We start from the raw sequence: 26806 nt of genomic DNA on the forward strand, positions 1-26806 counted from the left end.
GTCAGCCCTCCTCCACGTGAACTACGTCCATTTTAAGGTCCAGCAGGGGGGCATCGATTATTTGGGAACCGATATCCAAAATATCCACGTCATATTCTATAAATACGGGTATATCGCTGATCTTGACCGAGCCGGCAAAAGCGAGTTGGATCCTATCTCTCATCCCCGCTTCTTTCACTTTGCGGCTTACTTTCAGCAGATCTTCCGGGGAACCGGTATCCACCATTAATACATGAGCCCCTCCACGCAGCGCGGCTTCCGTTTCCGAAACGATTTCCTCAGCCTCTCCCCTCAGCTGCACCACTTTGACATGGTCAAAAAAACCGCCGACCGCTTCCAGGGCCTTGGCTACACCCCCGAATATGCGCACATAGTTCTTGTCCAGGTAAAGAAAGGGCCCTTCGACAATCCTGCTGGCCGCGCCTCCAGTCACGATGGCCTGGCGGACCAGGTGTTTCATTTCAACCGGCATCTTTTTCCAGGCGCCGCATACAATCTTTACCTTGCCCCGGGCCAGCTCGACGGCTTTCCGGGAAGCCGTGGCAATCCCGGAAGGTTTTGCTATACAGCCCATCACCAGGTCCTCGGCCAGGGCGATGGTTTTAGGATTTCCCGCAAAAGAAAGGATCACCTGTCCTTTCTCTACAGGAGTGCCGTCATCCACCTGCAGGTGGATGACGGCTCCCAGGGAGTTCAGTTTTTCTCCGGCCTGCGCCATTCCGCAGAGAACACCCCGCCCCTCTATCGTGACGTTGGCCTGAACCCTTCTTTTCATAACTGGTGCAAAAATGTCGTCACGCAGGTCCCCGGCAGTTCTCATGATGACCTCCTGTAGAAATAGATTAGGCTCAGCCTTCAAAATCCTTCCGCTCGGCGATCAGCGAGACAAGAACTCCGCCCAGTAAGGCCCAGAAGGGCGAACTTATCTTCAGGATAGTGATTCCCGACATGGCGATAACCAGGGCGAAAAAGGCTCCCGTCCGGAATTTCCTGGTGCTGAAACCGTACTCGAAAGAGCTGATCAGCACGCCTATCATGGCCAGGCCGGCCACAATGCTGATCAAAGAACTCGGCAGCCCGCTGACGAATGTCACCGCTATGCTGGCAATCAAGCCGAACCCGCCGAACAGGACGCCGTTGACAACAGTGGCCACGTACCTGCCCTCCTTGGCTTCCCCGGCTTCCTCCGAAGAGCATATGGCCGTCATCGGGCCGGCTATATTGGCGTTATGCCCGCCGAAAAATGCGGTGATCATCCCCCCGATGCCGCTGACTATGGTCATGGCGTTGATGGGCGGTTTATACCCCTGGGCAACCAGCACCCCATAGGCCTGGGCATTTTCTGCTCCCATTACGAGGACAGCGAGAGGAATGGCAATGGAAAGGATGGCCCCGGTCCCAAAGGTGGGTATTACCAATTCAGGCCCAATCAAGGTGTACTTGACCCCGGAAAAATTCAGCTGCCCGGCAAAACCAGCGGCGGCGATACCGAGAACAAGCGCCGTCAGGATGGGCGGCAGTTTCTTGGAAATCTTCGGCGCCAGGAAATAGCCGGCCAGCGTTAAAAAACCGATCAAGGGAGCCGCTTTGGTGGAAGTGACGATCCCCGTGCCAAATCTTATCATGGCGCCGGCAATCATGGCCATAACAATAGGCACCGGCAGCCACTTCATCACTTTGCCGATCAACCCCGATAACCCGAGGATAAGCACTATTATGCCCGCCAGCAGGTAGGCTCCTGCCGCATCGGAGATGGAGTTGGCCTTCAGGGCGTCGATGAGCATCACGGCCCCGGGGATTGACCAAGCGCCGTTAATGGGCTGCTTGTATTTCAGCCCGAAGAATATGCTGATCAACCCGCCGAAAAAGTACACGGCAAAAAGCCAGGAGATGGTCTGGCCAGGGGTGAGTTTCCCGGCCTGGGCGGCATTCATAATGATGAGCGCAGGACCGGTGCAGCCAAAGACTGCGGCCACGACTCCGGCTGTTACCGTTTTGGCGTTGAAATGCTTGGAAAAATCCGCTATTCCGCTGGCAAACCCGGGGGCTTTTTCCATGATGCCTTTATTGCTGTTGGCAGTTTCGGTACTCATAAACTGTCTCCTTTCATAAGTATACTTGACAATCGTTATACTAGAGACTAGGATTTCTGAATAATTGCCGGGTCGACACCGCGCTGGCGCAGCCATTTGGGAAGTAATTCTTCATCGACCAGCTTGTTGACCTGGGGAGCCTTTTCTTTCAGCAGCTTGGCCAGTGATTCGCTGACATTGATCCCACCCGCGGCGCCGTCAAAAATGATGACCTTGTCTGTCTTCGCGGTGTGGTAGGCGAATTTCATGGCCGCATCCAGGCTGTCCGCCACCACGGAACAAGACATGTATTCAATATTCTGCGGGTCGCGGTTCATGACCTCGGCCTGCTCTCTTCCCACGACCACCGTCGGTATGTGCTCACTGAAAAAGGCGCTCGGGTACCCTCCCCAGGCGTAATTGTGAACAGCCATCTTAATGGCCGGGTTCACAGGCGGCACGTCCTTGACGAGGGGACCGTTCTTTCCGTAGAAGGCTTCCGTATACCATGTATACGGCGGCAGCGGCACGTCCAGGTCAAAAAGGTCCATGTTGGCCCCGGTGAAGTTGGCATAAATGACGCCGGCCGCAAAAACGTAGGGAACCGGGCAGGGGAAATCCAATGCGGCAATACATTCATCGATCTCGCCAAGCAGGGTCATTATTTTCCCGTAGTTTTTGCAGCCGCCCACAGTGACCCTGTCGTTCAAGGCGTAAAGATCGTTATCCGCATCTACCCCGACGACACCCGATGGCGACATGTCCAGGAAAGCGGCAAAGGCAAATTTTTTTTGCACAAATTCGGAAGCGAAAATGGAGCGCGCCACGAAGTTTGCCGCTCTCGGACCGAGGTTCTGGTGATAGGTGGAACGTGTCTCAATCCTGGCATAAGACATGCCGAACGGTTTCACAGCCCTGTCGACCTGGCGGTGGAAGTGCACTTCCCTCACGTCCGAGTTGTGCACGTGCACAATCCAGTCCGCGTCATAGACAGCCTTGATGCCGTAAAGGGTGCCTATTTCGGTTTCGATGGGAATACCCTCGTCGACAGGAGCGACGCCCTTCACTTTCCCCTTGTAATACTCATCCAGCTTAAACGATTTCATGTACTCCTCGGTTTCACGGAACCGCAAGCCCACGCCGGCCCTCAATCGAACATTCTCCGTGCCGGTCTTGCGGACGATGACGTCCCTGACCGCCCTCAATAGTTCCGCGTAAGGCTCGCCGCCGAGCAGCGTAAAACCGTGGTGCGACGCGCAAACATTGACAGAGTCTCCAGGTTTAATCATGCTCATATCGACCTTTTCCAGGGCCTTTTCGGCAGCTTCCCTCACCGCCGGAACACCCTTTTCGCCCGGGTAAATCACTTCCGGGGTATCGGGAAAAAGGTCTTTTAACACGATTGAAGTCATTTCCGGGTATTCCGAGACCCTCTTGGTAATGTATTTAGGATCGACCCCGTATTGAGAAACCCGGGGTTTTTGTGGGGTTATAACCGCCCTATTCATTTATTTTCCCTCCTTCCCGGCTTCCCTGACCGCGTCAAGAAGCTTTATGTCCTCGTTGAAATAAAACCCCCGGTGGTTATATTTCTCTTTCACTTCTTCCGGTATTTCCCAGGCCGTCGGCGTCCTCCCGTACCACTGGAAACCGCCTTCCGGCCGTTTGGGCTTAACCCCGTTGGCCTCCAGAAGACGCAGTACCGGCTGGATGCATTCCACCTTGCAGCCTGTTCTTATGCCGGTCAAAAGTGATACCTCTTCCGGGGAAACCGCCCCTTTCAGTATTGCGGCAGCAGCTTCTTCCGCGCGTGTAGCCGTGCAGTAGCAGATAATCTGTTCCGGATTGAGTTTGGCTTTTTTGCATAATCCTTCGATTTTTTCGTACGGCAGGTCATCAATACGCACGAAAACCTTGTAAGGCTTATCCAGCTTTTCCATTGTCACCGCGTAGGAAGGGCACCTCTGATTGCAGTTCCCGCACCCGCGGCATTTCTCCACATCCACCTTCGCTTTCCGGCCATTCATTTTAATAGCCAGCGTAGGGCATACCTTGACGCATGTCTGGCACCCTGTGCATTTTTCTTCATCGATCCTGGCAACCATGGTGATCAGCTTCATAATCCCGCCTCCCTTGTCTCAGAATCCAAGATAAAGTTTTTAACCCGCATTTTATTCATATACCGCCCCCCATATGTTCTGTATTGTCGAACAGTGTTCGTTATTATAATATATATTCGCTGCCTTAATAAATATTCCTTCTTGCTTTTTAAATTTTTTCATAAAAAAAGTGCCGCCTTGGTAGGAGCACTTTCTTAATTATTTATTATTCGCTGTTATTCGCTTCGATTGCCGGTGATTTCCTTTACTCTCTGGACAGTGGCCTTGATCAATTCCGCCATGGTGGGCTGCGCTTGCAGCCCCACAATTTCCAAATTTTTGTGGTTGACGGGCACCAGCACCTTGGGCACGGGAGCGCCGCTTATCAGCGCGGCTATTTCGGCCGTTATCTCTCCCAGCATGGAATCGGCAATGATAATCCCGATCGGTCCCACAACGCACGCCGCGTTTCGCAGGCAAACCCTAACGGCGTTGGCCCCTGTCGCTCCTTTGTTCGCGCCCGCCTTGACCATATTGGTGGTGGCCACGGAATTGGTGCCCACCGCGATGATTTCCCTGTCCGGCATCTGCTGGCGCAGCTGCATGACAATCTGGGCGCCCAGTCCCCCGCCCATGCCGTCAATCACTAAAATGCTCATCCTATTCACCCCATCATATTTGCATAAAAAGAACGCGCATCACAAGTATCCTTCTTCGGGGTCGCGGAAGTTCCTCTCGTCAATCGTCAAAGCGTAATCGACCTGCCTGAGCATCTCCTCCCGGTCGCCGGGCAGCCGGCCCTCGACATACCAGTAGTTGGAAATGTGATCGCTGAAAAGCCTGCTGTCGATCCCCTCCAGGTTTTCGATAAACAGCCTTGTTTCCATTAACGCCTCGTGAGGACTGAGCAGGCCGAATTCTCCCCGCTTGTAAGCTTCATGCATGGGTGTGCCTGGGTAAGGCGTGAATGTCCGCAGGCGAATGAAGTCGGGATTGATCCGGTTGAGGACACGGGCGCTGTTTACCGCATGGTCCCGCCACAATTCGCGCCCCCCCACTCCCACCATGTAATACTCACTCAGCTCGATGCCCGCCGATTTGAGCAGCAGTCCCGCTTCGATTATCTGCCGGGAAGTCGTCCCCTTGTTGATGAGCTTTAGGACCCGGTCGTCCCCCGACTCCATGCCGGAGTGGAGCCTGGTCAGGCCCGCTTCCCTGAGCTCTCTTAACTCATCACAAGTTTTCAAAACGATATAGCGGGCCGACCCGTACACCGTAATACGCTGGAGACCGGGAAAAAGCCGGCACGCATGCTGAAAGATCTCCACCAAGTCTTTTGTTTTCATCAGGATGGTATTGCCGTCGGCAAAGAACAGGCTCCTCACCCCCGGCCCGTAACAATCCCTGGCCATATCCAGGTCTTCCTTGATTTCCCGGACCGGGCGTATCTTAAATTTCTTGTCCTTGTACATCCGGCAAAAGTTGCACTTGTTGTGGGGACACCCGACCGTCGCCTGGATGATCAGGCTGCTGGCCTCGCTGGGAGGACGGTAGATCGTTCCTTCGTAGCGCACGGCAGTCCATCCTTTTCTTCATTAAATCCTAATATATCTCTATTATAACAAGATCCACCCTTTTGTCACCGGTCAGATAAATTAAAACGCGCCGGGAACCAATTCCCGCCCGCGCGTTTTCGCCATATCAGTCTTTTTTTCTCGCTCTAACACTCATACCTCCGGGGCGGTTCTTCCCCGCGCAGGACGCGCAGCCCCGCCGCAGCCAGCGCTTCCATTTCCCCCTCTCCAGGATAGACCAGGACGGGGGCAATAAACTCGACCCGTTCCCTGATCCACCCCACCAGCATCCCGGAGTGGGCCAGGCCGCCGGTCAACACGACGGCATCCACCCTGCCCTTCAATACCGCGGCGCACGAGCCGATTTCCTTGGCCACCTGGTAGGCCATGGCTTCGAAAACCAGGCGGGCTTCTTCGTTTCCCTCCCTGATCATGGCCTCAACCTTCCTTGCGTCGTTGGTCCCCAGGTAGCTTACGAGCCCGCCCCCGCCCACCAGGCGTTTCTTTATTTCCTTCTCCCCCAGGCCGCTGTGCAGGCAAAGGTCGATAACGGCGCATACAGGCATGCCCCCGGCCCGCTCCGGGGAAAAGGGGCCGTCCCCGTCCAGGGCGTTGTTGACGTCGATTACGCGCCCGTTGCGGTGGGCGCCCACGGAAATGCCGCCGCCAAGGTGAGCGACGATCAGGCAGCATTCCCCGTACCCTTTGTTAAGTGCGGCCGCCGCCTGGCGGGCCACGGCCTTTTGATTGAGGGCATGGAAAACGCTTTTTCTTTCTATTCCTTTCAAACCGCTCAGGCGGGCCAGCGGCTCCATCTCGTCCACCACCACGGGGTCCGCGATGTAAGAACAGATGCCCAGGGGCCTGGCAATTTCCCAGGAAATCAACGCCCCCAGGTTTGAGGCGTGTTCCTTCTCAGCGTTTTGCAGCTCGCGGCACATCGCCTCATCCACCAGGTAAGTCCCGCCGCTAATGGGCCTCAGCAAACCACCCCGGCCCACAACGCAATCCAGGCTCCCCGCAGGGATCCCCGCTTCCTGCAAAAAATCCAGGACCGCTTTTTTCCTGAACTCCAGCTGGTCCGCCACGCGCGCGTATTTCTTAATCACCGCGGCGTCATGGTCAATGTTTTTCTCCGCTGCAACGTTTTCACCTTCGAAAACCGCTATCTTGGTCGATGTGGAGCCTGGATTGATGACCAGGATCCTTTCCTTTTTCATCAGGGCATCTCCTCCTTAACAATACGGCTTTTCAAGCGCCCGCGCCTGCCGAAGCGATGACCAGGCTCAGGGCGATCGAGTTCAGTTTTGCCTGCGCCGGGTCGGCCCGTGAAGTCAAAACGACCGGCGCGCAAGCGCCCATCACCACCCCGGCGCTTTCCGCCTCTGACAAGTAAACCAGGGTTTTATACATGATGTTGCCGGCTTCAATATCCGGCAGCAGGATTATGTCCGCCACCCCGGCCACGGGACTGTCAATCCCCTTGTGGCGGGCCGCTTCTGCCGAAACGGCGTTGTCAAGGGCCAGCGGCCCGTCAACAACGGCGCCCCTGATCTGGCCTCTTTCGCTCATCTTGGCTAAAAGCGCGGCATCCAGGGTCGCCGGCATGTCCTGGTTTACCGTTTCCACGGCGCCCACCGCCGCCACCCTGACCGGGCTGATCTTCAAAGCCCCGGCCACGCGGACGGCGTTGTTGATTATCTGCACTTTTTCCCGCAAGCCGGGCGCGATGTTCATGGCACAGTCCGTAAGTATCAGAAGACGTGAGATCCTGGGCACTTCGAAAACGGACACATGGCTTAATATGCTTCCTGCCCGCAGGCCGTTTTCCTTGTCCAGGACGGCTTTTAAAAAGGTGGAGGTTCCGAGCAGCCCTTTCATGATAATATCCGCTTCTCCCCTGCGCACCGCGGCTGCCGCTTTCAGTGCCGCCTGGTACTGGTCCGGCTCATCGACCAGTTCAAAGCTCGATATGTTGAATTCCAACCTTTCAGCGGCTTTTTTTATCTTTCCGCCGTCCCCGAACAAGACCGGCTCGGCCAGCTTCATCCGGCAGGACATCTTCAACGCTTCCAGCACGTCCCCGTCTTCCGCCGCGGCCACGGCTATTCTTTTAGGCCCTAAAACCGCCGCCGCTTCCCGCACTTCCCTCATGGTTTTCATCATCTTCGCTCCTCCTTTTTTTGCGCAGTCAACCCTCATTGGTCGTCGAAACACGGACTTTTTCGCTGCCGCAATATTTGATAATCATGGAAAAATTCGCAATGCTGATATAGTACTCCCCCGCTTTCTTTCCTGTTTTATAATACACCCCCCAAAGAAAGGCAAAAGGCCGGCGAGCTTGCCCGCCAGACCTGAATTCCTGCCTGCGCCTTTTCGTAAAACACAATTTAAATTAAATATGGTTTTGTTTAAGCATATCAATTATATAATTCGAAATCCATCCCCCGACTTCCTGCATAATGATGATAATTATCCTGTATACTTTTTAATTCGGCCCCGTTTCAACACCTCTGGTTTTAATCCAGAAGCCCGGCTTTCGCAAGGACCTCCTTAAGCCTTACCTTTTCGTCTTCCTTGAGGGGAAGAAGCGGGCTTCTTACACAGCCGCCCTCGTAACCGAGCAGGTCAGCAGCGTACTTCAAGCCGGCTACGCCGTAAGTGCCTGTAACCGCCGCGTTTACCGGGAACAAACGCAGGTATGTTTCCCTGGCCAGGGCATCGTCGCCTTGATCATAAGCCTCCTGTACCAGCGCGCACTCGTTCGGCGCTATATTGGCCAGTGCATGTATGCCCGCTTTTACCCCCAGGGTCAAGGCCGGGTACCAGGAAGAGGCCGTCCCCACCATCAGGTTGAAGCTGTCGGGAACAGCGTCTAAGAATTTAACGAGCTGCGGGATGTCTCCCGAACTGTCCTTCATCCCTATTATATTTGGATGCCGGCTTAATATGCCCACAGCCCGGGCTGATATATTGACATGAGTGTACTTTGTCACGTTGTATATCAGGATCGGTATTTTCGCCTTGTCGGCCACCTCCGTGAAGTGCCTGATCAGGACCTCGTCATTCATCTTATCGGCGTAATAAAACGGCGTGAGCACCAGGGCGGCCTGCGCTCCCAGGTCCGCAACCTGGTTGGTCAGCCTGATGGTTTCCCTGGTCGACTCCATCCCCGTACCGGCTATGACCAGCCTGCCTTTTTTGGCGCGCCTGGCCGTTATTCTCACCATTTCCAGCTTTTCTTCCTCGGTCAAATAGGCGGCCTCGGAATTTGAACCCAGCACCAGGTAACCGCACAGGTTCGCCTCATTCCACCGCTCCATGTTGCGGGCGTGCTTTTCATAGTCCACGTCGCCGTTTTCCTTGAAGGGAGTGAGCATGGGAGGAATAACGCCTTTAATCCGCAGCCCGTCCATATCAACCCTCCCCTTGTCCGCTGTTGTACACTTCAAGCGCGGCTTCCAGCGCCGGTCCCGCGCTTACCCGCAAGCCTTGCCGGGACATCGCGTCGGCCAAGGCGACCAGCAGAAGCAGCACATTCCTCCGCTGCGAGGACTCGCCCATCAGTCCTACCCTCCAGGCCTTGCCCTTGAAAACGCCCAGGCCCCCGCCGATCTCGATGCCGTACTTCTCCAGCAGGAATCTCCTGACCCCGGCGTCATCGACGCCTTCCGGGACGGCCACGGTGTTGAGCGTGGGCAGCCTGTAGCTCTCCTTGACGATCATTTTCAGGCCCATGGCCTCAACACCTTTTATAAAGGCGCGGGAATTCAGCTTGTGCCGGGCGAACCTGGGTTCAAGCCCTTCCTCCCTGACAATCAGCAGGGCTTCCCGCAACCCGTAGATCATATTGATGGGAGCGGTATGGTGGTAAACCCTTTCTTGGCCCCAGTAATTCTGGATCATGGACAAATCCAGGTACCAGCTCTGCACCCTGCTCTTCCTGCCGTTCAAAACCTTCCTGGCTGTTTCATTAAGTGTCACGGGCGAAAGGCCGGGCGGGCAGCTCAGCGCCTTTTGCGTTCCGCTGTAGCAGGCATCGATCCCCCACTCGTCAACCTTCAGTTCAACGCCTCCCAGGGAAGTAACCGCATCCACCACCAGCAGCGCCCCGTATTCTTTGGCTATTTGCGATATTTCCTCCAGCGGCTGCAGGACCCCCGTAGAAGTTTCGGCGTGGACAATGGCTACCAGCTTGGCGTCGCCAGCATCTTTCAAGGCTTTTCTTACCTGCTCCGGTTCGATTGGCGACCCCCAGGGCGCTTCCACACTGACAACTTCCGCCCCGCACCTTCCGGCCACGTCGCGGAGCCTCTGCCCGAAGACCCCCTTGACGCAGACGACAACCCTGTCTCCAGGCTCCACCAGGTTGACCATCACCGTCTCCATCCCGGCGCTCCCCGTGCCCGACATGGGCAGGGTCAGCTCGTTTCTGGTCTGGAAAGCGTATCGAAGCAGTTCCATCGTCTCATTCATTACTTCCATGAACTGGGGATCGAGGTGGCCCAGCATGCTGCTGGACATGGCCCGCAAGACCCGCGAAGAGGTTTCCACGGGACCCGGACCCAGTAAAAGGCGGAATCCTGGGTTCAACTGTCCGAATTCGGCGTTCACTTTTTCTCCTCCTTTTGGTTTAAGAGTTCAATTTTCTACACACCGGAAACCAGGCACGCTCTCCCCAATTGCGGCGCTTCTCAATTCCCCGCAGCCGCATACCGGCCAGCATGCCAGCATATGATTTAATTCTCTTTTGAAGGGGAAACACCTTCTTCAACTTCCTACCCGTCATAAAAACCCTTTGAGCAAAATAATAATAAAAAGAATGCGCAAAAGTATATCGGCGGGGGTGGACTTGTGAAAAAGAGCCTCAGAACAGCGACGTCGCTTTCGCTTTTGCTCGCGCTTATCCTGTTGAATCTCGTCCTTTACCGGGGAATACTCCCTGTTTACAAAGACCGGCTGCGCTGGGAATCAACAGGCAAAATCATCTGGAGAGTTCCCGTTGACCAGAAGCTCATCGCGCTCACCTTCGACGACGGGCCGAGCCCCACCTTTACGCCGCAGGTCCTCGACGTGCTCAATCAATTCGGGGTCAAGGCCACGTTTTTCGTTGTCGGCAGGCAGGTGGAAAAGTTCCCGGCAATCCTGGTGAGAGAAGCCAGGGAAGGGCATACCGTCGGCAACCACATGTACACCCACAGCAGGGTAGATAAACTCTCTTTGGAAGCCTTGATCGACGACCTGCGCCGGGCCGATCAGTTGATTTACAACTTGAGCGGCACGAGGCCTCATTTTTTCCGTCCCCCCGACGGTTATTACGACGAAAAAATCGTGGCAGCTGCCGAAGCTTTAAACTACCAGGTAGTTATCTGGACCTGGTCGCAGGACACGCGAGACTGGTCAAACATTTCCGCCAGGACCATTTCCGAGAGGGTCCTCCAAAACGCAAGACCCGGCGATATCATCCTTATGCACGACCAGGGCGGAGACCGGAGCAATACCCTGGAAGCGTTGAAGCTGATCCTGCCGGGCTTGCTAGAGAAAGGCTACAAGCCTGTGACCTTGGATGAACTGGTTGAGTCCAGAGCCAAAAAACCAGGCAATTCAGTCCAGGACCAGCTTCATGCACAGGCTCGTCGCCGGGCAGGCGGTACTTAGGGCCGATCCTTCCAGGAGCTTGGTGGGAGCATCAGCAAGCGTCGTCCCGGCAAAGCCCCATCTTTCCATGTACCTGCCGGCCGTGGCAGTAAGCAGGTAGACTTCCCGGCAGCCCGCTTCTTTAGCCTTGCGCAGGGCTTCTTCCACCAAAGCTGCGCCCAGACCTGCTTTTCGCCATTCTGGCCGGACGGCCAGCGAACGAAGCAGTGCCGCATCCCCGGCGCGCTCCAACCCGATCACGCCGGCGATGCCGGTTATGTCGCCGACCAGGTAATTCGAGATGTTTTCCCTGTCTATGCCCGCTGCTGTGAGGCCGGCATCCGCCAGCAGGCTGCACACATCATCAAAGTCTTCCCCGCTTGCCGGGCGGATCAGGTAATCCCTGCCGGCGCAAAGGACCATGGCTGGTTTTTTCGCCTTGACAAACGCGCTGACCACGGTTCCGCTCAGCTCGCTCCAGTCGCCTTTGTAAAACCGCGCGGCATTCGTCCCGGCCAAATTTCCGGCAAAATCATATTCCCTGGTCACCGTGATTTCAACATCCCTGAAACCGGCCTCCAAAAGATGCTTTCTGTACTCATCCTCCAGGAGCGCGCCTGCAATGCAGGAGGTCCAGCGCTCCAGGTCCTGCAGCGCTTCGGGCGGCAGCGGCCTTTTGAGGACAATGTCCGAAACGGCAAACCTGCCGCCGGGCTTGAGGACCCGGAAGGCTTCCCGGATCACCTTGCCCTTGTCGCCCGACAGATTGATCACGCAGTTGGAAATCACCACATCGACCGAATTGTCGGGAAGCGGGATTTCTTCAATGTATCCCTGCAAAAACTCCACATTCTTGATTCCTGCTTTTTCCTGGTTTTTTTTGGCTTCTCTCAGCATTTCCCCGGTCATGTCCAGCCCGTACGCCTTGCCGTAAGGCCCGACGCGCCTGGCCGACAGCAACACGTCCAGCCCGGCGCCGCTGCCCAGGTCCAGCACGGTCTCGCCGGGATGAAGGTCAGCCAGCATCGCCGGGTTGCCGCAGCCAAACGAAGACTCCAGCAGGCCGGCTGGCAGTCCTTCAATTTCGCCCTGCCCGTAAATCCCGCCGGTTATGAGGCCGGTTGCCGCCTTATCCCCGTTCCCGCAGCAGCCTCCTTGCGTTTCTCCGCCGCAGCACCCCTTCTTGTCCATGATCGCCCGGGCGTACCTTTTTCGCACCGCTTCGCGGATCGTTTCGATTTCCATACTCTCATTCTCTCCTTTGTTAACAGCATTTCTCGTCTTCCAGGACCTTCAGAAGCATTTCCAGGCTCTCTACGACCTGCTGCCTTTTATCTGCCGGTATGGCGCCAAGCACCTTCCCAAAATACGAGTCCATCTTTTCTTCTATCGCCCGGCAGGACGCCATGCCTTTCCCCGTTAGCCTGATCGCGACAGAGCGGCGGTTCTCAGGGTTTATCTCCCGTTCGACCAGGCCGCAGCTTGCCAGACCCTCGACCGTCCTGCTCGCCGTGCTTTTGTCCAGGTTCAACCTGCCGGCCAGGTCATTAAGCGACAATTCCCCGCTCCTCCCGATCTCAATCAGCGCGTGGCACTGGGCAAGGGTTATCCCGCAGCAGGACGCTTCCGCTTTCTGCAGGACTCCCGTTCTTCTCACCAGCAGCCGGATCGCCTCCCTCAACCTGCCGGCCAAACCCGCATCTTCCACACCCGTCACCTCCTGCTTATTATTGTAATATAAAACAGTTGTATTTTACAACTATTTTTTCGCGGCCAATATTTCGCTGCCGGATGTTAAATATTTCCTTGAATATTTCCAAGGCCCTGTTGCCTTTCGCTAAAAAAGCACCTATAATAAGAAGATAAGAGTTATAACCAAATATTTAAATTCATGATTTCATGTTCATTTTATGTAGGAGGTTAAATAAATGAGGAGGTTTAAGCGATGAATGAACAGGTTGCTAAAAAGCTGTCATTTTTGGACCGCTATCTGACCTTGTGGATATTCCTGGCTATGGCCGTAGGGCTTGGGGCGGGATATGCGTTCCCCAAAATGGCCGATTTTTGGGGGAAATTCCAGGTGGGAACCACCAACTTGGCCATCGCGATAGGACTTATTCTAATGATGTACCCTCCCCTGGCCAAAGTGCGCTACGAAGAGCTGCCGACCGTCTTTCAAGACAAAAAGCTGCTCACCCTGTCATTGATTCAAAACTGGGTGGTCGGTCCCGTGGTGATGTTTATCCTGGCTGTTTTGCTGTTGCCTGACAAACCAGAGCTAATGACCGGCGTTATCCTGGTGGGGCTTGCCCGCTGCATCGCCATGGTGCTGGTGTGGAACGACCTGGCCGGCGGCCACCCGGAATACGTGGCTGGTCTGGTGGCCTTCAACGCCATATTTCAGGTGCTCACCTATTCCATATACGCCTATATCTTTTTAACGGTCATCCCGGCCTGGCTGGGTCTTTCCAGCGTGGTAGTCGATGTTTCCATGGGTGAAATCGCCAAGAGCGTGTTTATTTACCTGGGTATTCCCTTTCTGGCCGGCTACATAAGCCGTTCCGTGCTGGTCAAGTCCAGGGGCCGGGACTGGTATGAGCAAAACTATATACCGCGCGTCAGCCGTTTAACCCTGATCGCGCTGCTGTTTACTATTTTTGTCATGTTCTCCTTGAAGGGTGAAGTGATAATTACGCTGCCCCTGGACGTCATCAGGGTCGTGATCCCCCTGACCTTATACTTTGTGTTCATGTGGCTGGTTACCTTCTTTATCGGCAAGTGGATCGGCGCAGATTATCCCAGGACGACCACCATCGCTTTCACTGCCGCCAGCAACGATTTCGAGCTGGCCATCGCCGTGGCGGTGGCGGTATTCGGCATCCACTCGGCCCAGGCCTTCGCCACCGTGATCGGCCCGCTGGTGGAGGTGCCGGTGTTGATAAGCCTGGTCAACGTGGCGCTGTATTTCCGGCGCAAATACTTCCGCCATGAACTGCCGTGAGCCTGATGACAGCAAAACGCCCGGGGCCGCCGTCGGCTCCCGGGCATATCTATCTATGCGCAGACCGCAGATTTCCGGGTTAACCAATGCCCGCCAGTCTCAAACCATGTTGCCGAAAACAAGCCCGGTGAGGGTGGCCATGACAATAACCAGGAGAACATAAGTCACGGTTTTCTTTGTTCCCATAATGCTGCGGATGACCAGCATGTTGGGCAGGCTTAAAGCCGGGCCGGCCAACAACAGCGCCAGGACCGGACCTTTGCCCATGCCGGCTCCCATCAAACCCTGGATAATGGGCACTTCGGTCAGGGTGGCAAAATACATGAAGGCTCCCACGACGGAGGCAATAAGGTTGGCTCCCAACGAATTGCCGCCTACCAGGGCTGAAATCCACCTTGAGGGAATGATTCCGCCATCAGTGCCCGGGCGTCCCATCAGAAAACCGGCCACCAGTACTCCGCCCAGGAGAAGAGGCAAAATCTTTTTGGCAAAATCCCAGGAAGAATCAACCCATTGAGTGAGTTCTTCCTTGTCGAACCAGCGCATCAGGATATAAGCCAGTATGGCCAGCAAGACAAATGTTATCGGCCAGTGGATTTTATAGACGAAGTGCCAGAATCCTTCCTGAGACTGGGGTTTGGCCCAGGCGGCAAAAATCAGGATAAAAACGAGATTGGCAAAGTATAAAAGGTTTTGCCACCCCTTTCTTCTTTCTTCACCCCCGTTATCGCCAAGGTCAAGACCTTCCCTGCCGGCATCTTCCTTGCCGTAAAGCAGGGCCATGATTAATCCGATTATTACTGCGAACAGCACTGCTCCCACTGCACGCGCCACACCCAGTTCCCAGCCCAGGACCCGGGCGGTGAGGATGATGGCCAGCACGTTAATAGCCGGGCCGGAATAAAGGAAGGCCACAGCGGGACCAATTCCGGCGCCCCTTGTATATATCCCGGCAAACAGAGGCAAAACCGTGCAGGAGCATACTGCCAGCACGGCTCCCGAGACTGACGCCACCGAGTAGGAAAGCCATTTCTTGGCCCCGGAGCCGAAATACTTCAGGACCGCATTTTGGGAGACAAAGATGGCAATCGCGCCGGCGATAAAGAAAGCGGGAACAAGACAAAAAAGCACATGTTCCCGGGCGTACTCATTCAACATTTTAAACGCTTCCAGGGTGGCCGCCGCCACGGCAGAGTTATTGAAGGGCATCAGGTAGGCGACCAGAAAAACCCCCAGGTAAAGCATGAATTTTTGCCATTCTTTCATTTTCATATTACCTCTGAATAATCATATTTAAATAATTTTATTTGAACTCCCTAAAAATGTCCCTCAGAATACCTGTTTATAAGGAAGAGACGCCTTGATGATCTTGGTTGTCTCTTCCTTGGAGGGCACTTTCCCGGAAAGTTTCACTTTCCCGTCGATAATCAGACCGGGGGTCATTAAGATGCTGGTTTTGGCGATTTCTTTGAGGTCGGAAATCTTTCCTATTTGAGCGTCCACGTTTAATTCCTGCACTGCTTCGCGGACAACTTCCTCGAGCTTTTTGCATTTTGCGCACCCTGTGCCGACAATTTTAATATCCACGATTGCACCTCCATGAGTTTATTTTAATAAATGCTGATTTTATTTAAAGGAATAGTCAATAACCGGGTACCAGTTTTTCGCCATTTTTTCATCTCTCCTCGATTTATATAAATATATTTTTATATGATTATATTACTTAATCGGTCGGCGGATTGCAAACACTTTCAGGGAGGCAAAATGAATGAATGAAAGCATATTATTCAAATTAGGCATCATTTTTGCCATCTAGCTTCTGATATCGACGATTTATGTTCATAAGAACATTATGGAACAAGATAACTGAGCACCTCCAAGCGGTCTTGTATTATTACTTTTTTGGTTTTACACCAAAATATAAGAACCACAGTCTTTCACTGTGGTCAGACAAGCTTCATGGTCCGCTAAATCTACTGATATAAGTATCATCTGTCTATTTTAATTTCTCCGCCGTTTAATGCAATATAACCTTTAAGATATTTTTCAGCGCTCTGCTGGCAGTGATAGCAGATAATTTCCACAGGAACAGGCCTCATACCCTGAAGGTAAACAGCCGATTGAAGGTCTTGGGCGGCATAGAGAAACCATTCCCTGGCGATTTCCCTATTGTTCATAAATAATAATCCCTTCGTTCATAATCTTGTGCTCCAAAGTAGTTGAAAGACGCGCCCGTTCCTCAAATTCTTCATTTCTATAGACTAAAAGGTCTACAGGCAGCGAAACAATATATGCCAAAGCCCGCCTTGCCTGTCTTAAAACCTCTATCTTTCTTTTGCTGCTATCATCAGTAATAATGCAAAGATCGATATCGCTTCCCTGATCTGGTTGACCATAAGCATAAGAACCAAACAGGTATATTTTCTTCGGGCTGAGGTTTTTCTGGAGAGCATCCACAACTCTGTTCAATTCTATGTAGTTTGTTATTTGTTCCATATGCACCACCCGGTTATATTATACTATTTATTGGTTCTATAATCATGATCTGACTATATTTTCCCCCCATATTTTTATACTCTAGACTCTAGAACATCTAACATTCCGAGAATTATGCTTGCCTGAGCTTCAGCTGTGCCTGCGGTAAAAGGATTCTTTTTCCGCTTCCCCGACCACCCTGTCCACCAGCCAGGCCATGAGAAGGATCCCCGGAACATTGAAGAGCAGGCGGGTAACGGCAAACCGGCTGCCCAGCGAAGTCAGCTCGAAAAGAAACATGGGGATCTTCATGGTGGACCATGCCCCAAGAAAGATGATGATGTTCCGGTACTTTACCCCTTTTTGGGCCATCAGTGCCGCAATCGGAAAAGCGGCATAAAGAGGCCCTGCGGCTGCCGCGCCGAGCAGAAAACTCAAACCGATCCCTTTTATCCCCGACTCTTCGCCCAAGTGCCGGATGACGGTCTCTCGCGGAACCCAGGTGTCCAGCAGGCCGAGGATCAGGAAGATCGGAGGGAGAACACCCAACATTTGAAGAAAGATGGCGGAGGTGTGCTTGAAAACAGTTCTGCCTTCGTCCGGATTATACGCGGCCAGCAACAAATCAATAACAAGGAGCAAAAAGAACCAGCGATACCTTTTCAATTCCGCCTTCATCCTACGACCACCCCGATCACCGCCGCAACAAAAAAGGAAAAGACGAAGCTGTAAAAGTTGCGGATCATGGTTTCACGGCGGCCGAAATATTTCGTTTCCAAGGGAGCGGTAACGAGCCCCACCATCATCAGGGTGGACACAAAGACGGCGATCTGCATCACCCCGGCCCCCTGCTTGAGCAATGACGCGGCCAGGGGAAAAGCCACAAACCCGGGTATCAGGGTGGCGGACCCGACCAGCGACGACAGGATCATTCCGGCGATACCGCTCTCTTGGCCAATCAGGGCAGCGATCGTCTCCGGCGAAAGGTAAGTCAGCATAATCCCGATAAGAGCCAAGACGACCGCAAAATCCGGCAGGATATTGGCAAAAGCCTTCCACGCCTTGATCAACGCCGTTTTGGTTTTCTTCGAGTCCCTGGCGTAAGACCAGACCAAAAAAACGGCCGCGGCAGCATATAAAAAAGCGGTAAACATCTCATATGTCACCAGCCTTTCGGTTTTTCGCTTTACGCGTAATTGTAATTATAATCAATACCGGCCGGCATTTCAATAATTTGGCATATGATAATTTTTATAAATTTAAATTCTTTTATATATGCTTGAAGACAACCATATGAGTTATAATAAATATAACAATAACGAAAAAATCAGGATGGAATCTTAAAATTCTGCTCTTTTAAGGAGGTTAACATGGCCGACAAGTATTCAAGGGCCGCCGAGCGCCTGAAAGCGGTCGCCGAACCCACGCGTCTCAAAATTGTGGAGATGCTCGCCGCGGAAGAAATGTGCGTGTGCGAAATAATCGACAGGCTGAGTCTCAGCCAGCCAGCCGTATCGCATCACCTCAAAACGCTGCGCCAGGCCGGTATCATTTCCGACCGAAAAGAGGGCAAATGGGTGTTTTATTCGCTCAACAAGGGCGAGTTCTGCAACCTGCTGCAGGACTTGCAGGCCGGGATTTCCCCGGATTACCCGGTTGCGGAAAAGCACGAGCCGACCATCCTCTGTCCGCTGGACAGCGATGCCCAAAACTGCTGAGGTTTTCCGCACAGCATACCGCAAACTCTACGGGCATTATCGCTCGGTTATCTCAAAAAGCTCATGGTCAGGTGCGCCTTCGATTCTCTCCATTTCCACTTCCGCCGCTTGCTTTATTACCAGGCGGTTATTTCCACGTGTCCAAACGCTGAAAGCAACCGAACAAGAAGGCTGGTGCTTAAACCGCGGAGGGTTGGAAAGCCTGGCCCGGGTAAGCCCCTGGACGACGTCTCCCAGGCAGGGACTCCCGACAACCTCGACCAAAAGCTGCGGGCAGTTTAGTTGGCCGAACCTTTCCTCGGCCGCCAGGGCCATCCTCACGGCCAGCAGCAGGTCCTTGCACTCTTCCTGGTGGTGGTTGAGGGCTTCCTTTTTTCTTGCCTCCCAGAGCTTTTTCTTTTCCAAGGGCTTGATGTACGGCGTTTTTGGCGAAAAGACAATATCCTGCTCAAAATAAGGTTTAAGGTCGATAACCGGCGTGCCGTCAATGGCGTCTAACCCCTCGACGTGCAGGACATTGCCTTCGACCCCTGTCAGCCTGACGAGCGAAAGCCCAACAGGATTCGGCCTGACCGGCGTCCTCAACCCGAAAACCCCGTATTCCGGCAGGTCCCTGTTGACACGGTAAGGCACCGTTTTCAGCAGGTCCCGGCGAGCCCGGTGAAACCAGGAAAGGACCCAAAAATGCGAGTGTTCCTGGACCCCGGTGAGGGCTTCCCGGTAAGGCAAAAATATCTCAATGGACGCCCTGCAGCCTCCCGCCGGGACCTCCGCCACCTCCCGGCAAGCGGAGCGCACGATCCCCACGGGTTCAATCTCAATGCTTGCCATCCTCATCTCCCCTTCTCCTTTGCCATATAAATCATCTTATCTATATTTCTATATTTTACAGCACCCTGTATCCTTGTCCTTCAATCGCGCCGATGATTTGCCCCAGTTCCACCCTGGAGGGATCGTATTCTATGCTCACCGTCTTTTCGGCCAGATTTACATCCACGTCTACTCCCAACCCGCCCAGGGCTTTTTCCACAGCAATCTTGCAATAGTCGGAGGACATCCCGTCTATGCTCAGTATAACACCAGCCACCCTTTTGCCTCCATCATTATTGAAATCTCATGGAGGTATTTTATCCTCAAAACAAGCGGTTATGCGCCGGGAACCTGTCACCTCCTTCAGGCTTTGCTCATAAAATATTAAAGCAATAACGGCCACCTGTTTCTACTCAACAATATGAGATGGGAGGAACAATAGATGGCAGAACCAGCGGCGCCTAAATCCGAACTGACGCCGGCCAAAAAACCGGCTTGCCCTCCTGAACCCGGGTCTGGCTACGGGCCGGGCTACGGATACGCCCCAGGGCACGGCAGCTGTCCCTACGGTTATGCACCCGGCTACGGGCCAATCAGCCCCTATTCATTCGGCCCCGGTTTCGTTCCCTATGAACCCGGCTACAATTACGGCCCTTACGGTTTTGGCCCAGGGCCCTTCGGCCCCGGCCCCGGCTCTCCTTTCGGCCCGGGGTATTTCCCCTGGACGGGTTATGGCTACTGCCCTTACTGCCACGGGCAGACAATCAAGCGGTAATCCTGTTGAAAAAACCCGCAGATTTAAGAATCCGCGGGTTTTTAATTTGCTGCCCGGCCCCTGCCATCCTGTACACGGCTGATCATTGACATCCCCTCTGGGTGGGTCTATTATTTTGTTGTAAATCCAAAAAACCGCCCGCAATCGGCATTGTCTTAAAACGGCGGTAGGGAGGTATTTTGTTTGAGCAAATACTGGAACCCGCTCCTGCGCAGCATCCAGCCCTACATTCCCGGCGAGCAGCCGCAAGATAAAAGGTACATCAAACTGAACACCAACGAAAACCCCTTCCCTCCTTCTCCCCGGGCGCTCGAAGCCATCAGGCGCGCCGCCGGGGAAGACTTGCGGCTCTATCCCGACCCGGATTGCCGGGAACTCCGGGAAACGCTGGCCTCCTCGTTCAATCTCGCGCCGGAACAGGTTTTTGTCGGCAACGGTTCCGACGAGGTGCTCGCTTTTTCTTTCCTGGCCTTTTTTGATCCCGGCCACCCCATCCTTTTCCCCGACATCACCTACAGCTTCTATCCTGTTTACGCGGCTCTCTTTAAGATTGAGCACCGGACCGTGCCGCTTTCCGCGGACTTTTCCCTGCCTGTTGAACCTTTCCTGCAAAAAAACGGCGGGATTGTCTTTCCCAATCCCAACGCGCCCACCGGAAAATTCCTCCCCCTGGACAAGGTGGAGCTTATCCTGGAGCGCAATCCGGAAAGCGTGGTAATAATAGACGAGGCGTATGTCGCTTTCGGCGGGGAATCAGCCGCGAGATTCGTCAACAAATACCCCAACCTGCTGATCACCAGCACCTTCTCCAAATCCCACTCGCTGGCCGGCCTGCGTGTAGGCTATGCCCTGGGAAACCGGGAATTAATCGACGGCCTCAACCGCGTCAAGGGCTCGTTCAATTCCTACACCCTTGACCGCCTGGCCCTGGCCGGAGCAAAAGAAGCCCTCCTGGACCGGGAATATTTTGAACAAACCAGGGCCGCCGTTATGGCCACCAGGGGGAAAACTGCCGAACGCCTGGCTGCGCTCGGATTCGAAGTCGTTCCTTCCTGCGCCAATTTCCTGTTTGTCAGCCACCGGACCGTCCGGGCCTCTAAAATTTACCGCCTGCTTAAGGAAAAAGGAATCCTGGTCCGCTATTTCAACAGGCCGCGCATCGACAATTTCCTTAGAATCTCCATCGGTTCGGACAAAGACATGGACAGCCTTCTTTCAGCCGTCGCCGAAACAGTCTCAAAACCTCAATAGCCTCTTTCAAAGTCCACCACGTTTAACAATTCGCCTTTCCCTCTCAAGTAGGCGCGCAGGTTGTGCCTGAGAACTCCCAGCGACTTTTCCAGGTATTTTATGCTGTTGCCGGCAACATGGGGAGTGATGAACACGTTTTCCATCTCCCACAGCGGGCTTGAAGGATCTAGCGGCTCCTCGTAAAAGACGTCGCTGACCATCCCTTTTATTTTTTTTGTCCGCAGGGCCTCGATGAGGTCCTGTTCATTCACTGTCTTTCCCCGTCCCACATTGATAAAGGACGCTGTAGGCTTCATCAGCTCAAAATATCTCCTGTCAATCAGCTTCTCGTTCTCCGGCGTGTATGGCAGGAGGTTCACCACATAATCGCTTTTTTTGAACACCTCGCTCATCTTTTCCGGGGTATACAATTCGTCTACGAAACCCGTTTCTTCAGGGTTCCTTTTCACGGCGACGACCTTCATTCCCATCCCGGCCGCCCTTTTGGCCACTTCCCGGCCGATCGCCCCCAACCCCAGGATGCCCAGGGTGGTGCCGTTTATCTCGTCCTGGTCAATAGAACGGTCCCATTTTTTTATGCCTTGGTTTTTGGCAAATAACGGAAAATTCCGGGCGAGCATAATCAAGGCGCAAATCACGTACTCGGCTATGTGGATGGTGGCGATGCTCCGGCCGCAGGTGAGTATTATCCCCCTTCTTTCAATCTCTTTCAACGGGTACGAATCGATGCCTGCAAACAGCGACTGTATCCACTTCAAGCCGGGAGCCGCCTGCAGCATCTCCACCGTGCAGGGGGTTGTAATCAGGATCTCAGCCCCGGCCAGGACTGCCGTCAAGTTCTCCTCGCTCGTGCACACCTCGAAACTGACCTCCGGGAACTCTTTGGCTAGTTCATTGAGGGGTCCTGCCGGCTGGCAAAAATAATTGATCACGGCTTTCTTCATGTTGACCTCCCATAATCTGTCGTTTTTGGTCGTTATGCTGTTTTCAGGGACCGCAAGGCGTTCAGCACCGCTGCCAGGGCTACGCCCGTGTCGGCGAACACCGCTCCCCACATGGTGGCGAACCCGCAGGCGCTCAACAGCAGCACCGCCCCTTTAACCCCCAGCGCCAGGAAAATGTTCTGCCACACGATTTTTTTCGTTTTACGGGCAATCCTCATCGCGGTCACAAGCCTGGACGGCTCGCCCGTCATCAACACCACATCGGCAGCCTCGATGGCGGCATCGGCTCCCAGCCCGCCCATTGCCACGCCTACATCGGCTCTGGCCAGCACCGGGGCGTCATTTAGCCCGTCGCCCACAAAAACAAGGCTGCCTTTGCCTTTGGTTTGGCACAGCCGCTCCATTCTTTCGACTTTTTCATGCGGGAGCAGCTCGCCGCACGCTTCGTCAAGCCCCAGCTCCCTGGCGACCTGGGCAGCGGCATCCCGCCTGTCGCCGCTCAACAGGCACACCCGTTTTACTCCCAGGCTTTTCAGCCCCTGGACTGCGTCACGGCTGTCCTCTTTCAGCTCGTCGACAATGAGGACGGACCCCCATAATTTCCCGTCAACGGCAAGATAAACCGTGGTCCCGTCCTCTTCTTCGCTCCGGATTTCAATGCCGGCATTCTCCATCAACCGGCGGTTCCCCGCCAGGATGGTTTTCCCGCCCGCTGTCGCCTTAACTCCGCCCCCCGCTACTTCTTCAAAGCTCTCGATCCTTTCCTTATCGACCGTGCCTCCGTAGTATTCCTCAATTGACCTGGCGATCGGGTGGTTGGAATAATATTCGGCCAAAGCCGCCTCCTCCAGAAACTCTTCCCGGCTGAGACCGTCCTTTGGCCTGACCGAAGCGACGCGAAAGACCCCCTTGGTCAGCGTGCCCGTCTTGTCAAAGACCACAGTGTCAACGCTGCTGAGCGCCTCCAGGAAATTCCCTCCTTTTACCAGGATACCGTTCCTGGAAGCGCCTCCAATGCCGCCGAAAAAGCTCAGGGGAATGGAAATCACCAGGGCGCACGGGCAAGAGACGACCAAAAAAACAAGGGCGCGGTACAGCCAATCCGAATAGCCGCCTCCAGCAGCCAAGGGCGGGACAAGGGCCAGAGCGGCGGCGCAGCCTACCACCGCCGGCGTGTAATACCTGGAAAACCTGGTAAAGAATTTCTCCGCCGGCGCCTTTTGGCCGGCGGCGTTTTGAACCAGCTCCAGTATCCGTGCCGCCGTGGATTGGCCGTATTCTCTTGTCACCTCCAGGCTTATCAGGCCGGTGGTGTTAACAAACCCGGCCAGCACCTCGTCCCCGGGCTTCACTCCCCGCGGCACCGCCTCGCCGGTCAGCGCGGAAGTGTCGACAAAGGAGGAACCGTCCAGCACGACGCCATCAAGCGGCACCCGTTCGCCGGGCTTTACGAGTATGACCTCGCCCGCTCTCACCTCATTTGGAGATACGGTTAAAACCGCATCTCCCTGTTTGAGGTTTGCGTAATCCGGCCTGATTTTCAGCAGTTCCCGGATCGAGCGGCGCGAGCGGTCAACCGCCGCCTCCTGGAAACTCTCGCCCACCTGGTAGAACAGCATCACCGCCACCGCTTCGGAAAACTCGCCGATGGCAAAGGCCCCGACGGTCGCCGTCGTCATCAGGAAGTTTTCGTCAAACACCCGCCCTCGCCGGATGTTTTCGAGGGCCTTCAGGATCACCTCTCCCCCGATCAGTAGATAGCTCAAAAGGTACAGGAGCAGTTCAACCGAAATTCCCGGCTTCATTAACAAGGCTGCCAGGCAAAGAAACACCCCGGCAGCCAGCCGCGCCAGCCTGGTCCTCCGCTCTTCCCTTCCAGAAGCGGCTGTTTCCAGGCTCTCCATTTCTTCCGTTTTTTCCTTTGTTCCCGCTACGGATCCTCTTGAAGAGGCGTCGCTCCCCGCCGGTCCTTTCCCGGCAATCCCGGCCTGAATATGCGGCATGTGTTTCATCCCCTTTGCCCGCTGCCCGCGCTATTGATGCCTGACATGAGCCAGTCCCTGGGAAAACAGGTTTATGATGTGTTCATCATCCAGGGAATAATAGACCTTCTTCCCTTCCTTCCTGTTCTTGACAAGCCGCAGGTTTCGCAAAACCCTCAACTGGTGGGAAACCGCCGGCTGCGACATTCCCAGCGCTTCTTCCAGGTCGCAGACGCACAACTCTCCCTGGGCGAGAGCATGGAGGATTCTTATGCGGGTTGCATCGCCCATCGCCTTAAAGATCTCGGACACCCCCGACACCTCGTCCGGCTTCAGGCTGTTTTCCTTAACCGCCTGCACCCTGTGGTGATTAAGGTGCCTGTCCTCGCATACTTCTTTGGGCATACGGCATCTCCTTAATATGAATACATATTCATATGTTTCTACGATTATATTAGCGTTTTTCTACGAATATGTAAATACGTTTGCTTCATTAAAAACATTTAGTAATTAATGCCAAGTTTACAGCAAATTGTCTGCCACCAAGGGATGTCTAATTGGCAATATGCAATGTTATTATACTTTTTCAATTTTATTCGGCCATTCAATAATTCGGTAATGGGGTGCATGAGGGGGATTAGGATAAACGCCGATGCCTATGGGATAAGAGTGCCCGGTAGCAAATGTTTTTTCCAAGCCGTCCAGGAAGTTATCAAGAACTTCCGATGATATAGCAATGGCCAATTCAATATCCTGATAATTACCAAATCTTCTTGCTCCTTGACAGGGAATACCTACAGCTACAGTTTTATCTACATAAGCTTTCGCTACCGTCCAGCCACAGATTCCGCATATTCCGGAAAATCTGATATTTAATCCTCCGGGATTAAACCACTGGTACCCTTCCGAGACCCTGTTTAGTTGTCCAGGTATAACCCCCCAAAAAATGATATCAGGTTTAACGTCCATTTTCTCCAAAGGGCCGATGATAAAACTTTTTACTGAACCCTTGGGTATACAGGGAACAGAGGATACAGATTCTGCACTATCTTCACGGCGTTGATGATGGATGTTTAAAAACTGGCTTCCATCGGTAAAAGGTTGAGGCCAATCTTTAAATCCCATAATTACCCAAGCCATAGAACATATAATGTCTTCTTTTTCTATATAATATACATCCTGATGGCATCGATCATAACGCGCCAAGGTAATGAACTGGCATAGATTATACTTATCGGGCAATTTCCTGTATTTAATCGTATTTATTTTCTCACCCGGTTTAACCATTTTAATTCCTACAGGAAACGTTAATGGTCGAATATGATACTCTATTTTTTGGTTTATTAACATATTTTTCTCTTGAATCTCACTCATTTTTTACCCCTCTTTCCTGTTATAATTTAGGAAGGCAGTTTCCGATACTGCTTCATCAGAAAACGGCCTTCCATTTATTGTTATTTGGTTTGTTTTTTCTTTTCCAGGTTTCGTAATAACTGGCTATTTGACCATCATATTTGGAAGGAAGAGTATTATTTGTGGAAAGTTATAAAAAAGGATAACCCCTAAAAGCTGAATTAAAATAAACGGAAAAACACCCCGATAGATATCCCATGTTGTTACTTCTGGTGGAGCAATTCCTTTCAGATAGAAAATAGAGTAAGCAAAAGGAGGGGTCAAAAAAGAAGTCTGCATGACAATTATTATCATCATCGCAAACCAGATAGCGTCTACTCCAAGATTTGCCGCAATAGGTGTAAAGAGTGGCACAACAATCATTAGAATTCCTATCCAGTCAATAAATGCCCCCATGATGAATACAATCAGGAACATCAACAATAAAACTCCCCAATCGGGAACGGGAAGTGCCATTATTAGATTCTCGACCACGCGAGAACAACCCAAGCGCATAAACACGCTAGTATAAATCTTAGCTCCCACAACCACAAGAAATACCATACTGGAGACCTTTACTGTTTGATAAATAATTCCCTTCAGCTTTTCCAGGGTAAGCGACCGATATAACAGTGACAGCAGCAGAGAGCCAAAGCACCCTAAAGCAGCCGCTTCTGTTGGTGCTGTTAAACCGAAGAAAATAGAACCTAAAACAGCAAGTATCAGCGTGCCTACCGGTAAAACGGAAACTGCAAAAAGTTTCAGTTTCCGTTTTAAAGGAATAATTTCATCCTCATCCGATATCCCTGGACCTTTTTCCGGTTTTAGATAACAGATAATCAGCACATATACAATATACATTAAGGCCAGTATTATACCCGGGATAAAGGCCCCCATCAAGAGTTTACCGACAGAAACACCAGCCATGGGGCCATATACCAAAATCATTACACTGGGAGGTATCAGTATTCCCAATGTTCCCCCAGCACAAATAGCTCCCGTGGCAAGAGGTTTGTCGTAAGAGCTTTTTGCGATGTAAGCTATTTTTATGATTTTCTAATCGCAAATCAAGCATA

Annotated in this window: 30 protein-coding genes; 5 read left to right on the forward strand and 25 right to left on the reverse strand. The window is 53.2% G+C overall.

All coding sequences use genetic code 11. The features are described 5' to 3' along the window. Position 1: 1 nt before the first annotated feature. The 10 genes from NUV48_07495 to NUV48_07540 form a co-directional block, all read right to left on the reverse strand. Positions 2-820 carry a quinolinate phosphoribosyl transferase gene (locus tag NUV48_07495; GenBank protein MCR4441984.1) on the reverse strand — a complete coding sequence of 273 codons (819 nt, stop codon included), beginning with the start codon at positions 818-820 and terminating at the stop codon, positions 2-4. Positions 821-848: 28 nt separating this feature from the next. Continuing rightward, positions 849-2093, reverse strand: coding sequence for a benzoate/H(+) symporter BenE family transporter (locus NUV48_07500; protein ID MCR4441985.1), 1245 nt, complete (start codon positions 2091-2093; stop codon positions 849-851). A gap of 47 nt (positions 2094-2140) precedes the next feature. Beyond that, complete coding sequence (locus tag NUV48_07505) at positions 2141-3580, reverse strand: hypothetical protein (protein ID MCR4441986.1); 1440 nt, start codon at positions 3578-3580, stop codon at positions 2141-2143. Next, positions 3581-4192 (reverse strand): 4Fe-4S binding protein, encoded by a 612-nt coding sequence (locus tag NUV48_07510; protein ID MCR4441987.1) that lies wholly within the window; start codon positions 4190-4192, stop codon positions 3581-3583. Positions 4193-4407: 215 nt separating this feature from the next. After that, positions 4408-4830 (reverse strand): DUF3842 family protein, encoded by a 423-nt coding sequence (locus NUV48_07515; protein MCR4441988.1) that lies wholly within the window; start codon positions 4828-4830, stop codon positions 4408-4410. 39 nt (positions 4831-4869) lie between these two features. Continuing rightward, positions 4870-5745 (reverse strand): B12-binding domain-containing radical SAM protein, encoded by an 876-nt coding sequence (locus NUV48_07520; GenBank protein MCR4441989.1) that lies wholly within the window; start codon positions 5743-5745, stop codon positions 4870-4872. Between the two features lie 146 nt (positions 5746-5891). Next, on the reverse strand, positions 5892-6968 hold the full coding sequence (buk, locus tag NUV48_07525) for a butyrate kinase (protein MCR4441990.1): 1077 nt from the start codon (positions 6966-6968) through the stop codon (positions 5892-5894). 28 nt (positions 6969-6996) lie between these two features. Next, a complete protein-coding gene (locus NUV48_07530) occupies positions 6997-7911 on the reverse strand; it encodes a phosphate butyryltransferase (protein MCR4441991.1) in 915 nt (304 codons plus the stop codon). Positions 7912-8264: 353 nt separating this feature from the next. Further along, entirely contained in the window at positions 8265-9161 is an 897-nt protein-coding gene (locus NUV48_07535) for a dihydrodipicolinate synthase family protein (GenBank protein MCR4441992.1), read from the reverse strand. 1 nt (position 9162) lies between these two features. Then, positions 9163-10359: an alanine--glyoxylate aminotransferase family protein gene (locus NUV48_07540; GenBank protein ID MCR4441993.1), complete on the reverse strand. Its 1197-nt coding sequence runs from the start codon at positions 10357-10359 to the stop codon at positions 9163-9165. Between the two features lie 240 nt (positions 10360-10599). Here NUV48_07540 and NUV48_07545 point away from each other — a divergent pair, with 240 nt between their 5' ends. Continuing rightward, a complete protein-coding gene (locus tag NUV48_07545) occupies positions 10600-11403 on the forward strand; it encodes a polysaccharide deacetylase family protein (protein MCR4441994.1) in 804 nt (267 codons plus the stop codon). Here NUV48_07545 and arsM read toward each other — a convergent pair. Together arsM and NUV48_07555 are read right to left on the reverse strand one after the other, a co-directional pair. Then, positions 11350-12627: an arsenite methyltransferase gene (gene arsM, locus NUV48_07550; protein MCR4441995.1), complete on the reverse strand. Its 1278-nt coding sequence runs from the start codon at positions 12625-12627 to the stop codon at positions 11350-11352. The two genes, NUV48_07545 and arsM, sit on opposite strands and share 54 nt — an antisense overlap. A 19-nt stretch (positions 12628-12646) precedes the next feature. Beyond that, positions 12647-13090, reverse strand: a complete 444-nt coding sequence (locus NUV48_07555; GenBank protein ID MCR4441996.1) for a MarR family transcriptional regulator — start codon at positions 13088-13090, stop codon at positions 12647-12649. A gap of 237 nt (positions 13091-13327) precedes the next feature. Between NUV48_07555 and arsB the strand changes: the two genes are divergently transcribed. Then, positions 13328-14383, forward strand: a complete 1056-nt coding sequence (gene arsB, locus NUV48_07560; GenBank protein MCR4441997.1) for an ACR3 family arsenite efflux transporter — start codon at positions 13328-13330, stop codon at positions 14381-14383. A 99-nt stretch (positions 14384-14482) separates the two neighbouring features. Here the strand turns inward: arsB and NUV48_07565 are convergent, their stop codons facing one another. The 6 genes from NUV48_07565 to NUV48_07590 all read right to left on the reverse strand — a co-directional run bounded on the left by NUV48_07565 (position 14483) and on the right by NUV48_07590 (position 18012). Next, positions 14483-15649: a permease gene (locus tag NUV48_07565; GenBank protein MCR4441998.1), complete on the reverse strand. Its 1167-nt coding sequence runs from the start codon at positions 15647-15649 to the stop codon at positions 14483-14485. Between the two features lie 63 nt (positions 15650-15712). After that, positions 15713-15970, reverse strand: coding sequence for a thioredoxin family protein (locus NUV48_07570; protein ID MCR4441999.1), 258 nt, complete (start codon positions 15968-15970; stop codon positions 15713-15715). 401 nt (positions 15971-16371) lie between these two features. Then, positions 16372-16560 carry a HEPN domain-containing protein gene (locus NUV48_07575; GenBank protein ID MCR4442000.1) on the reverse strand — a complete coding sequence of 63 codons (189 nt, stop codon included), beginning with the start codon at positions 16558-16560 and terminating at the stop codon, positions 16372-16374. Then, positions 16550-16879: a nucleotidyltransferase domain-containing protein gene (locus NUV48_07580; GenBank protein ID MCR4442001.1), complete on the reverse strand. Its 330-nt coding sequence runs from the start codon at positions 16877-16879 to the stop codon at positions 16550-16552. The genes NUV48_07575 and NUV48_07580 overlap by 11 nt, the downstream gene beginning before the upstream one ends. A 129-nt stretch (positions 16880-17008) precedes the next feature. Next, positions 17009-17536, reverse strand: a complete 528-nt coding sequence (locus NUV48_07585) for a permease (protein MCR4442002.1) — start codon at positions 17534-17536, stop codon at positions 17009-17011. Further along, positions 17533-18012, reverse strand: a complete 480-nt coding sequence (locus NUV48_07590; protein ID MCR4442003.1) for a permease — start codon at positions 18010-18012, stop codon at positions 17533-17535. The genes NUV48_07585 and NUV48_07590 overlap by 4 nt, the downstream gene beginning before the upstream one ends. 216 nt (positions 18013-18228) lie before the next feature. Between NUV48_07590 and NUV48_07595 the strand changes: the two genes are divergently transcribed. Then, on the forward strand, positions 18229-18576 hold the full coding sequence (locus tag NUV48_07595; protein ID MCR4442004.1) for a metalloregulator ArsR/SmtB family transcription factor: 348 nt from the start codon (positions 18229-18231) through the stop codon (positions 18574-18576). 36 nt (positions 18577-18612) lie between these two features. Here NUV48_07595 and tsaA read toward each other — a convergent pair whose 3' ends face one another. Continuing rightward, positions 18613-19407 carry a tRNA (N6-threonylcarbamoyladenosine(37)-N6)-methyltransferase TrmO gene (gene tsaA / locus NUV48_07600; protein MCR4442005.1) on the reverse strand — a complete coding sequence of 265 codons (795 nt, stop codon included), beginning with the start codon at positions 19405-19407 and terminating at the stop codon, positions 18613-18615. A gap of 55 nt (positions 19408-19462) precedes the next feature. After that, positions 19463-19663, reverse strand: a complete 201-nt coding sequence (locus NUV48_07605; GenBank protein ID MCR4442006.1) for a cation transporter — start codon at positions 19661-19663, stop codon at positions 19463-19465. Positions 19664-19828: 165 nt separating this feature from the next. On the opposite strand from NUV48_07605, the gene NUV48_07610 reads away from it, so the two are divergent. Next, entirely contained in the window at positions 19829-20161 is a 333-nt protein-coding gene (locus NUV48_07610) for a hypothetical protein (protein ID MCR4442007.1), read from the forward strand. 183 nt (positions 20162-20344) lie between these two features. After that, the gene (gene hisC / locus NUV48_07615) at positions 20345-21412 is read left to right on the forward strand and encodes a histidinol-phosphate transaminase (GenBank protein MCR4442008.1); all 1068 of its coding nucleotides are present in this window, start codon (positions 20345-20347) and stop codon (positions 21410-21412) included. On the opposite strand, the gene NUV48_07620 is transcribed toward hisC, so the two are convergent. The 5 genes from NUV48_07620 to NUV48_07640 form a co-directional block, all read right to left on the reverse strand. Next, positions 21406-22356 (reverse strand): D-2-hydroxyacid dehydrogenase, encoded by a 951-nt coding sequence (locus NUV48_07620; protein MCR4442009.1) that lies wholly within the window; start codon positions 22354-22356, stop codon positions 21406-21408. The genes hisC and NUV48_07620 overlap by 7 nt on opposite strands. Before the next feature lie 32 nt (positions 22357-22388). After that, positions 22389-24359 (reverse strand): heavy metal translocating P-type ATPase, encoded by a 1971-nt coding sequence (locus tag NUV48_07625; protein MCR4442010.1) that lies wholly within the window; start codon positions 24357-24359, stop codon positions 22389-22391. Between the two features lie 30 nt (positions 24360-24389). After that, the gene (locus NUV48_07630; GenBank protein ID MCR4442011.1) at positions 24390-24743 is read right to left on the reverse strand and encodes a metalloregulator ArsR/SmtB family transcription factor; all 354 of its coding nucleotides are present in this window, start codon (positions 24741-24743) and stop codon (positions 24390-24392) included. Between the two features lie 171 nt (positions 24744-24914). Then, positions 24915-25712: a DUF169 domain-containing protein gene (locus NUV48_07635; GenBank protein MCR4442012.1), complete on the reverse strand. Its 798-nt coding sequence runs from the start codon at positions 25710-25712 to the stop codon at positions 24915-24917. A gap of 123 nt (positions 25713-25835) precedes the next feature. Beyond that, positions 25836-26765 carry a TRAP transporter large permease subunit gene (locus NUV48_07640; protein ID MCR4442013.1) on the reverse strand — a complete coding sequence of 310 codons (930 nt, stop codon included), beginning with the start codon at positions 26763-26765 and terminating at the stop codon, positions 25836-25838. Between the last annotated feature and the right edge of the window lie 41 nt (positions 26766-26806).

The sequence above is a fragment of the Peptococcaceae bacterium genome (genome assembly GCA_024655825.1).
Lineage (GTDB): Bacteria > Bacillota > Peptococcia > DRI-13 > PHAD01 > JANLFJ01.

Bases quoted from the DNA above. Each gene is read 5' to 3' on its own strand.
- NUV48_07495 (MCR4441984.1), bottom strand. From the start codon at position 820: ATGAGAACTGCCGGGGACCTGCGTGACGACATTTTTGCACCAGTTATG.
- NUV48_07500 (MCR4441985.1), bottom strand. From the start codon at position 2,093: ATGAGTACCGAAACTGCCAACAGCAATAAAGGCATCATGGAAAAAGCC.
- NUV48_07505 (MCR4441986.1), bottom strand. From the start codon at position 3,580: ATGAATAGGGCGGTTATAACCCCACAAAAACCCCGGGTTTCTCAATAC.
- NUV48_07510 (MCR4441987.1), bottom strand. From the start codon at position 4,192: ATGAAGCTGATCACCATGGTTGCCAGGATCGATGAAGAAAAATGCACA.
- NUV48_07515 (MCR4441988.1), bottom strand. From the start codon at position 4,830: ATGAGCATTTTAGTGATTGACGGCATGGGCGGGGGACTGGGCGCCCAG.
- NUV48_07530 (MCR4441991.1), bottom strand. From the start codon at position 7,911: ATGATGAAAACCATGAGGGAAGTGCGGGAAGCGGCGGCGGTTTTAGGG.
- NUV48_07535 (MCR4441992.1), bottom strand. From the start codon at position 9,161: ATGGACGGGCTGCGGATTAAAGGCGTTATTCCTCCCATGCTCACTCCC.
- arsM (MCR4441995.1), bottom strand. From the start codon at position 12,627: ATGGAAATCGAAACGATCCGCGAAGCGGTGCGAAAAAGGTACGCCCGG.
- arsB (MCR4441997.1), top strand. From the start codon at position 13,328: ATGAATGAACAGGTTGCTAAAAAGCTGTCATTTTTGGACCGCTATCTG.
- NUV48_07565 (MCR4441998.1), bottom strand. From the start codon at position 15,649: ATGAAAGAATGGCAAAAATTCATGCTTTACCTGGGGGTTTTTCTGGTC.
- NUV48_07575 (MCR4442000.1), bottom strand. From the start codon at position 16,560: ATGAACAATAGGGAAATCGCCAGGGAATGGTTTCTCTATGCCGCCCAA.
- NUV48_07580 (MCR4442001.1), bottom strand. From the start codon at position 16,879: ATGGAACAAATAACAAACTACATAGAATTGAACAGAGTTGTGGATGCT.
- NUV48_07585 (MCR4442002.1), bottom strand. From the start codon at position 17,536: ATGAAGGCGGAATTGAAAAGGTATCGCTGGTTCTTTTTGCTCCTTGTT.
- NUV48_07590 (MCR4442003.1), bottom strand. From the start codon at position 18,012: ATGTTTACCGCTTTTTTATATGCTGCCGCGGCCGTTTTTTTGGTCTGG.
- NUV48_07595 (MCR4442004.1), top strand. From the start codon at position 18,229: ATGGCCGACAAGTATTCAAGGGCCGCCGAGCGCCTGAAAGCGGTCGCC.
- tsaA (MCR4442005.1), bottom strand. From the start codon at position 19,407: ATGGCAAGCATTGAGATTGAACCCGTGGGGATCGTGCGCTCCGCTTGC.
- NUV48_07610 (MCR4442007.1), top strand. From the start codon at position 19,829: ATGGCAGAACCAGCGGCGCCTAAATCCGAACTGACGCCGGCCAAAAAA.
- NUV48_07620 (MCR4442009.1), bottom strand. From the start codon at position 22,356: ATGAAGAAAGCCGTGATCAATTATTTTTGCCAGCCGGCAGGACCCCTC.
- NUV48_07625 (MCR4442010.1), bottom strand. From the start codon at position 24,359: ATGCCGCATATTCAGGCCGGGATTGCCGGGAAAGGACCGGCGGGGAGC.
- NUV48_07630 (MCR4442011.1), bottom strand. From the start codon at position 24,743: ATGCCCAAAGAAGTATGCGAGGACAGGCACCTTAATCACCACAGGGTG.
- NUV48_07635 (MCR4442012.1), bottom strand. From the start codon at position 25,712: ATGAGTGAGATTCAAGAGAAAAATATGTTAATAAACCAAAAAATAGAG.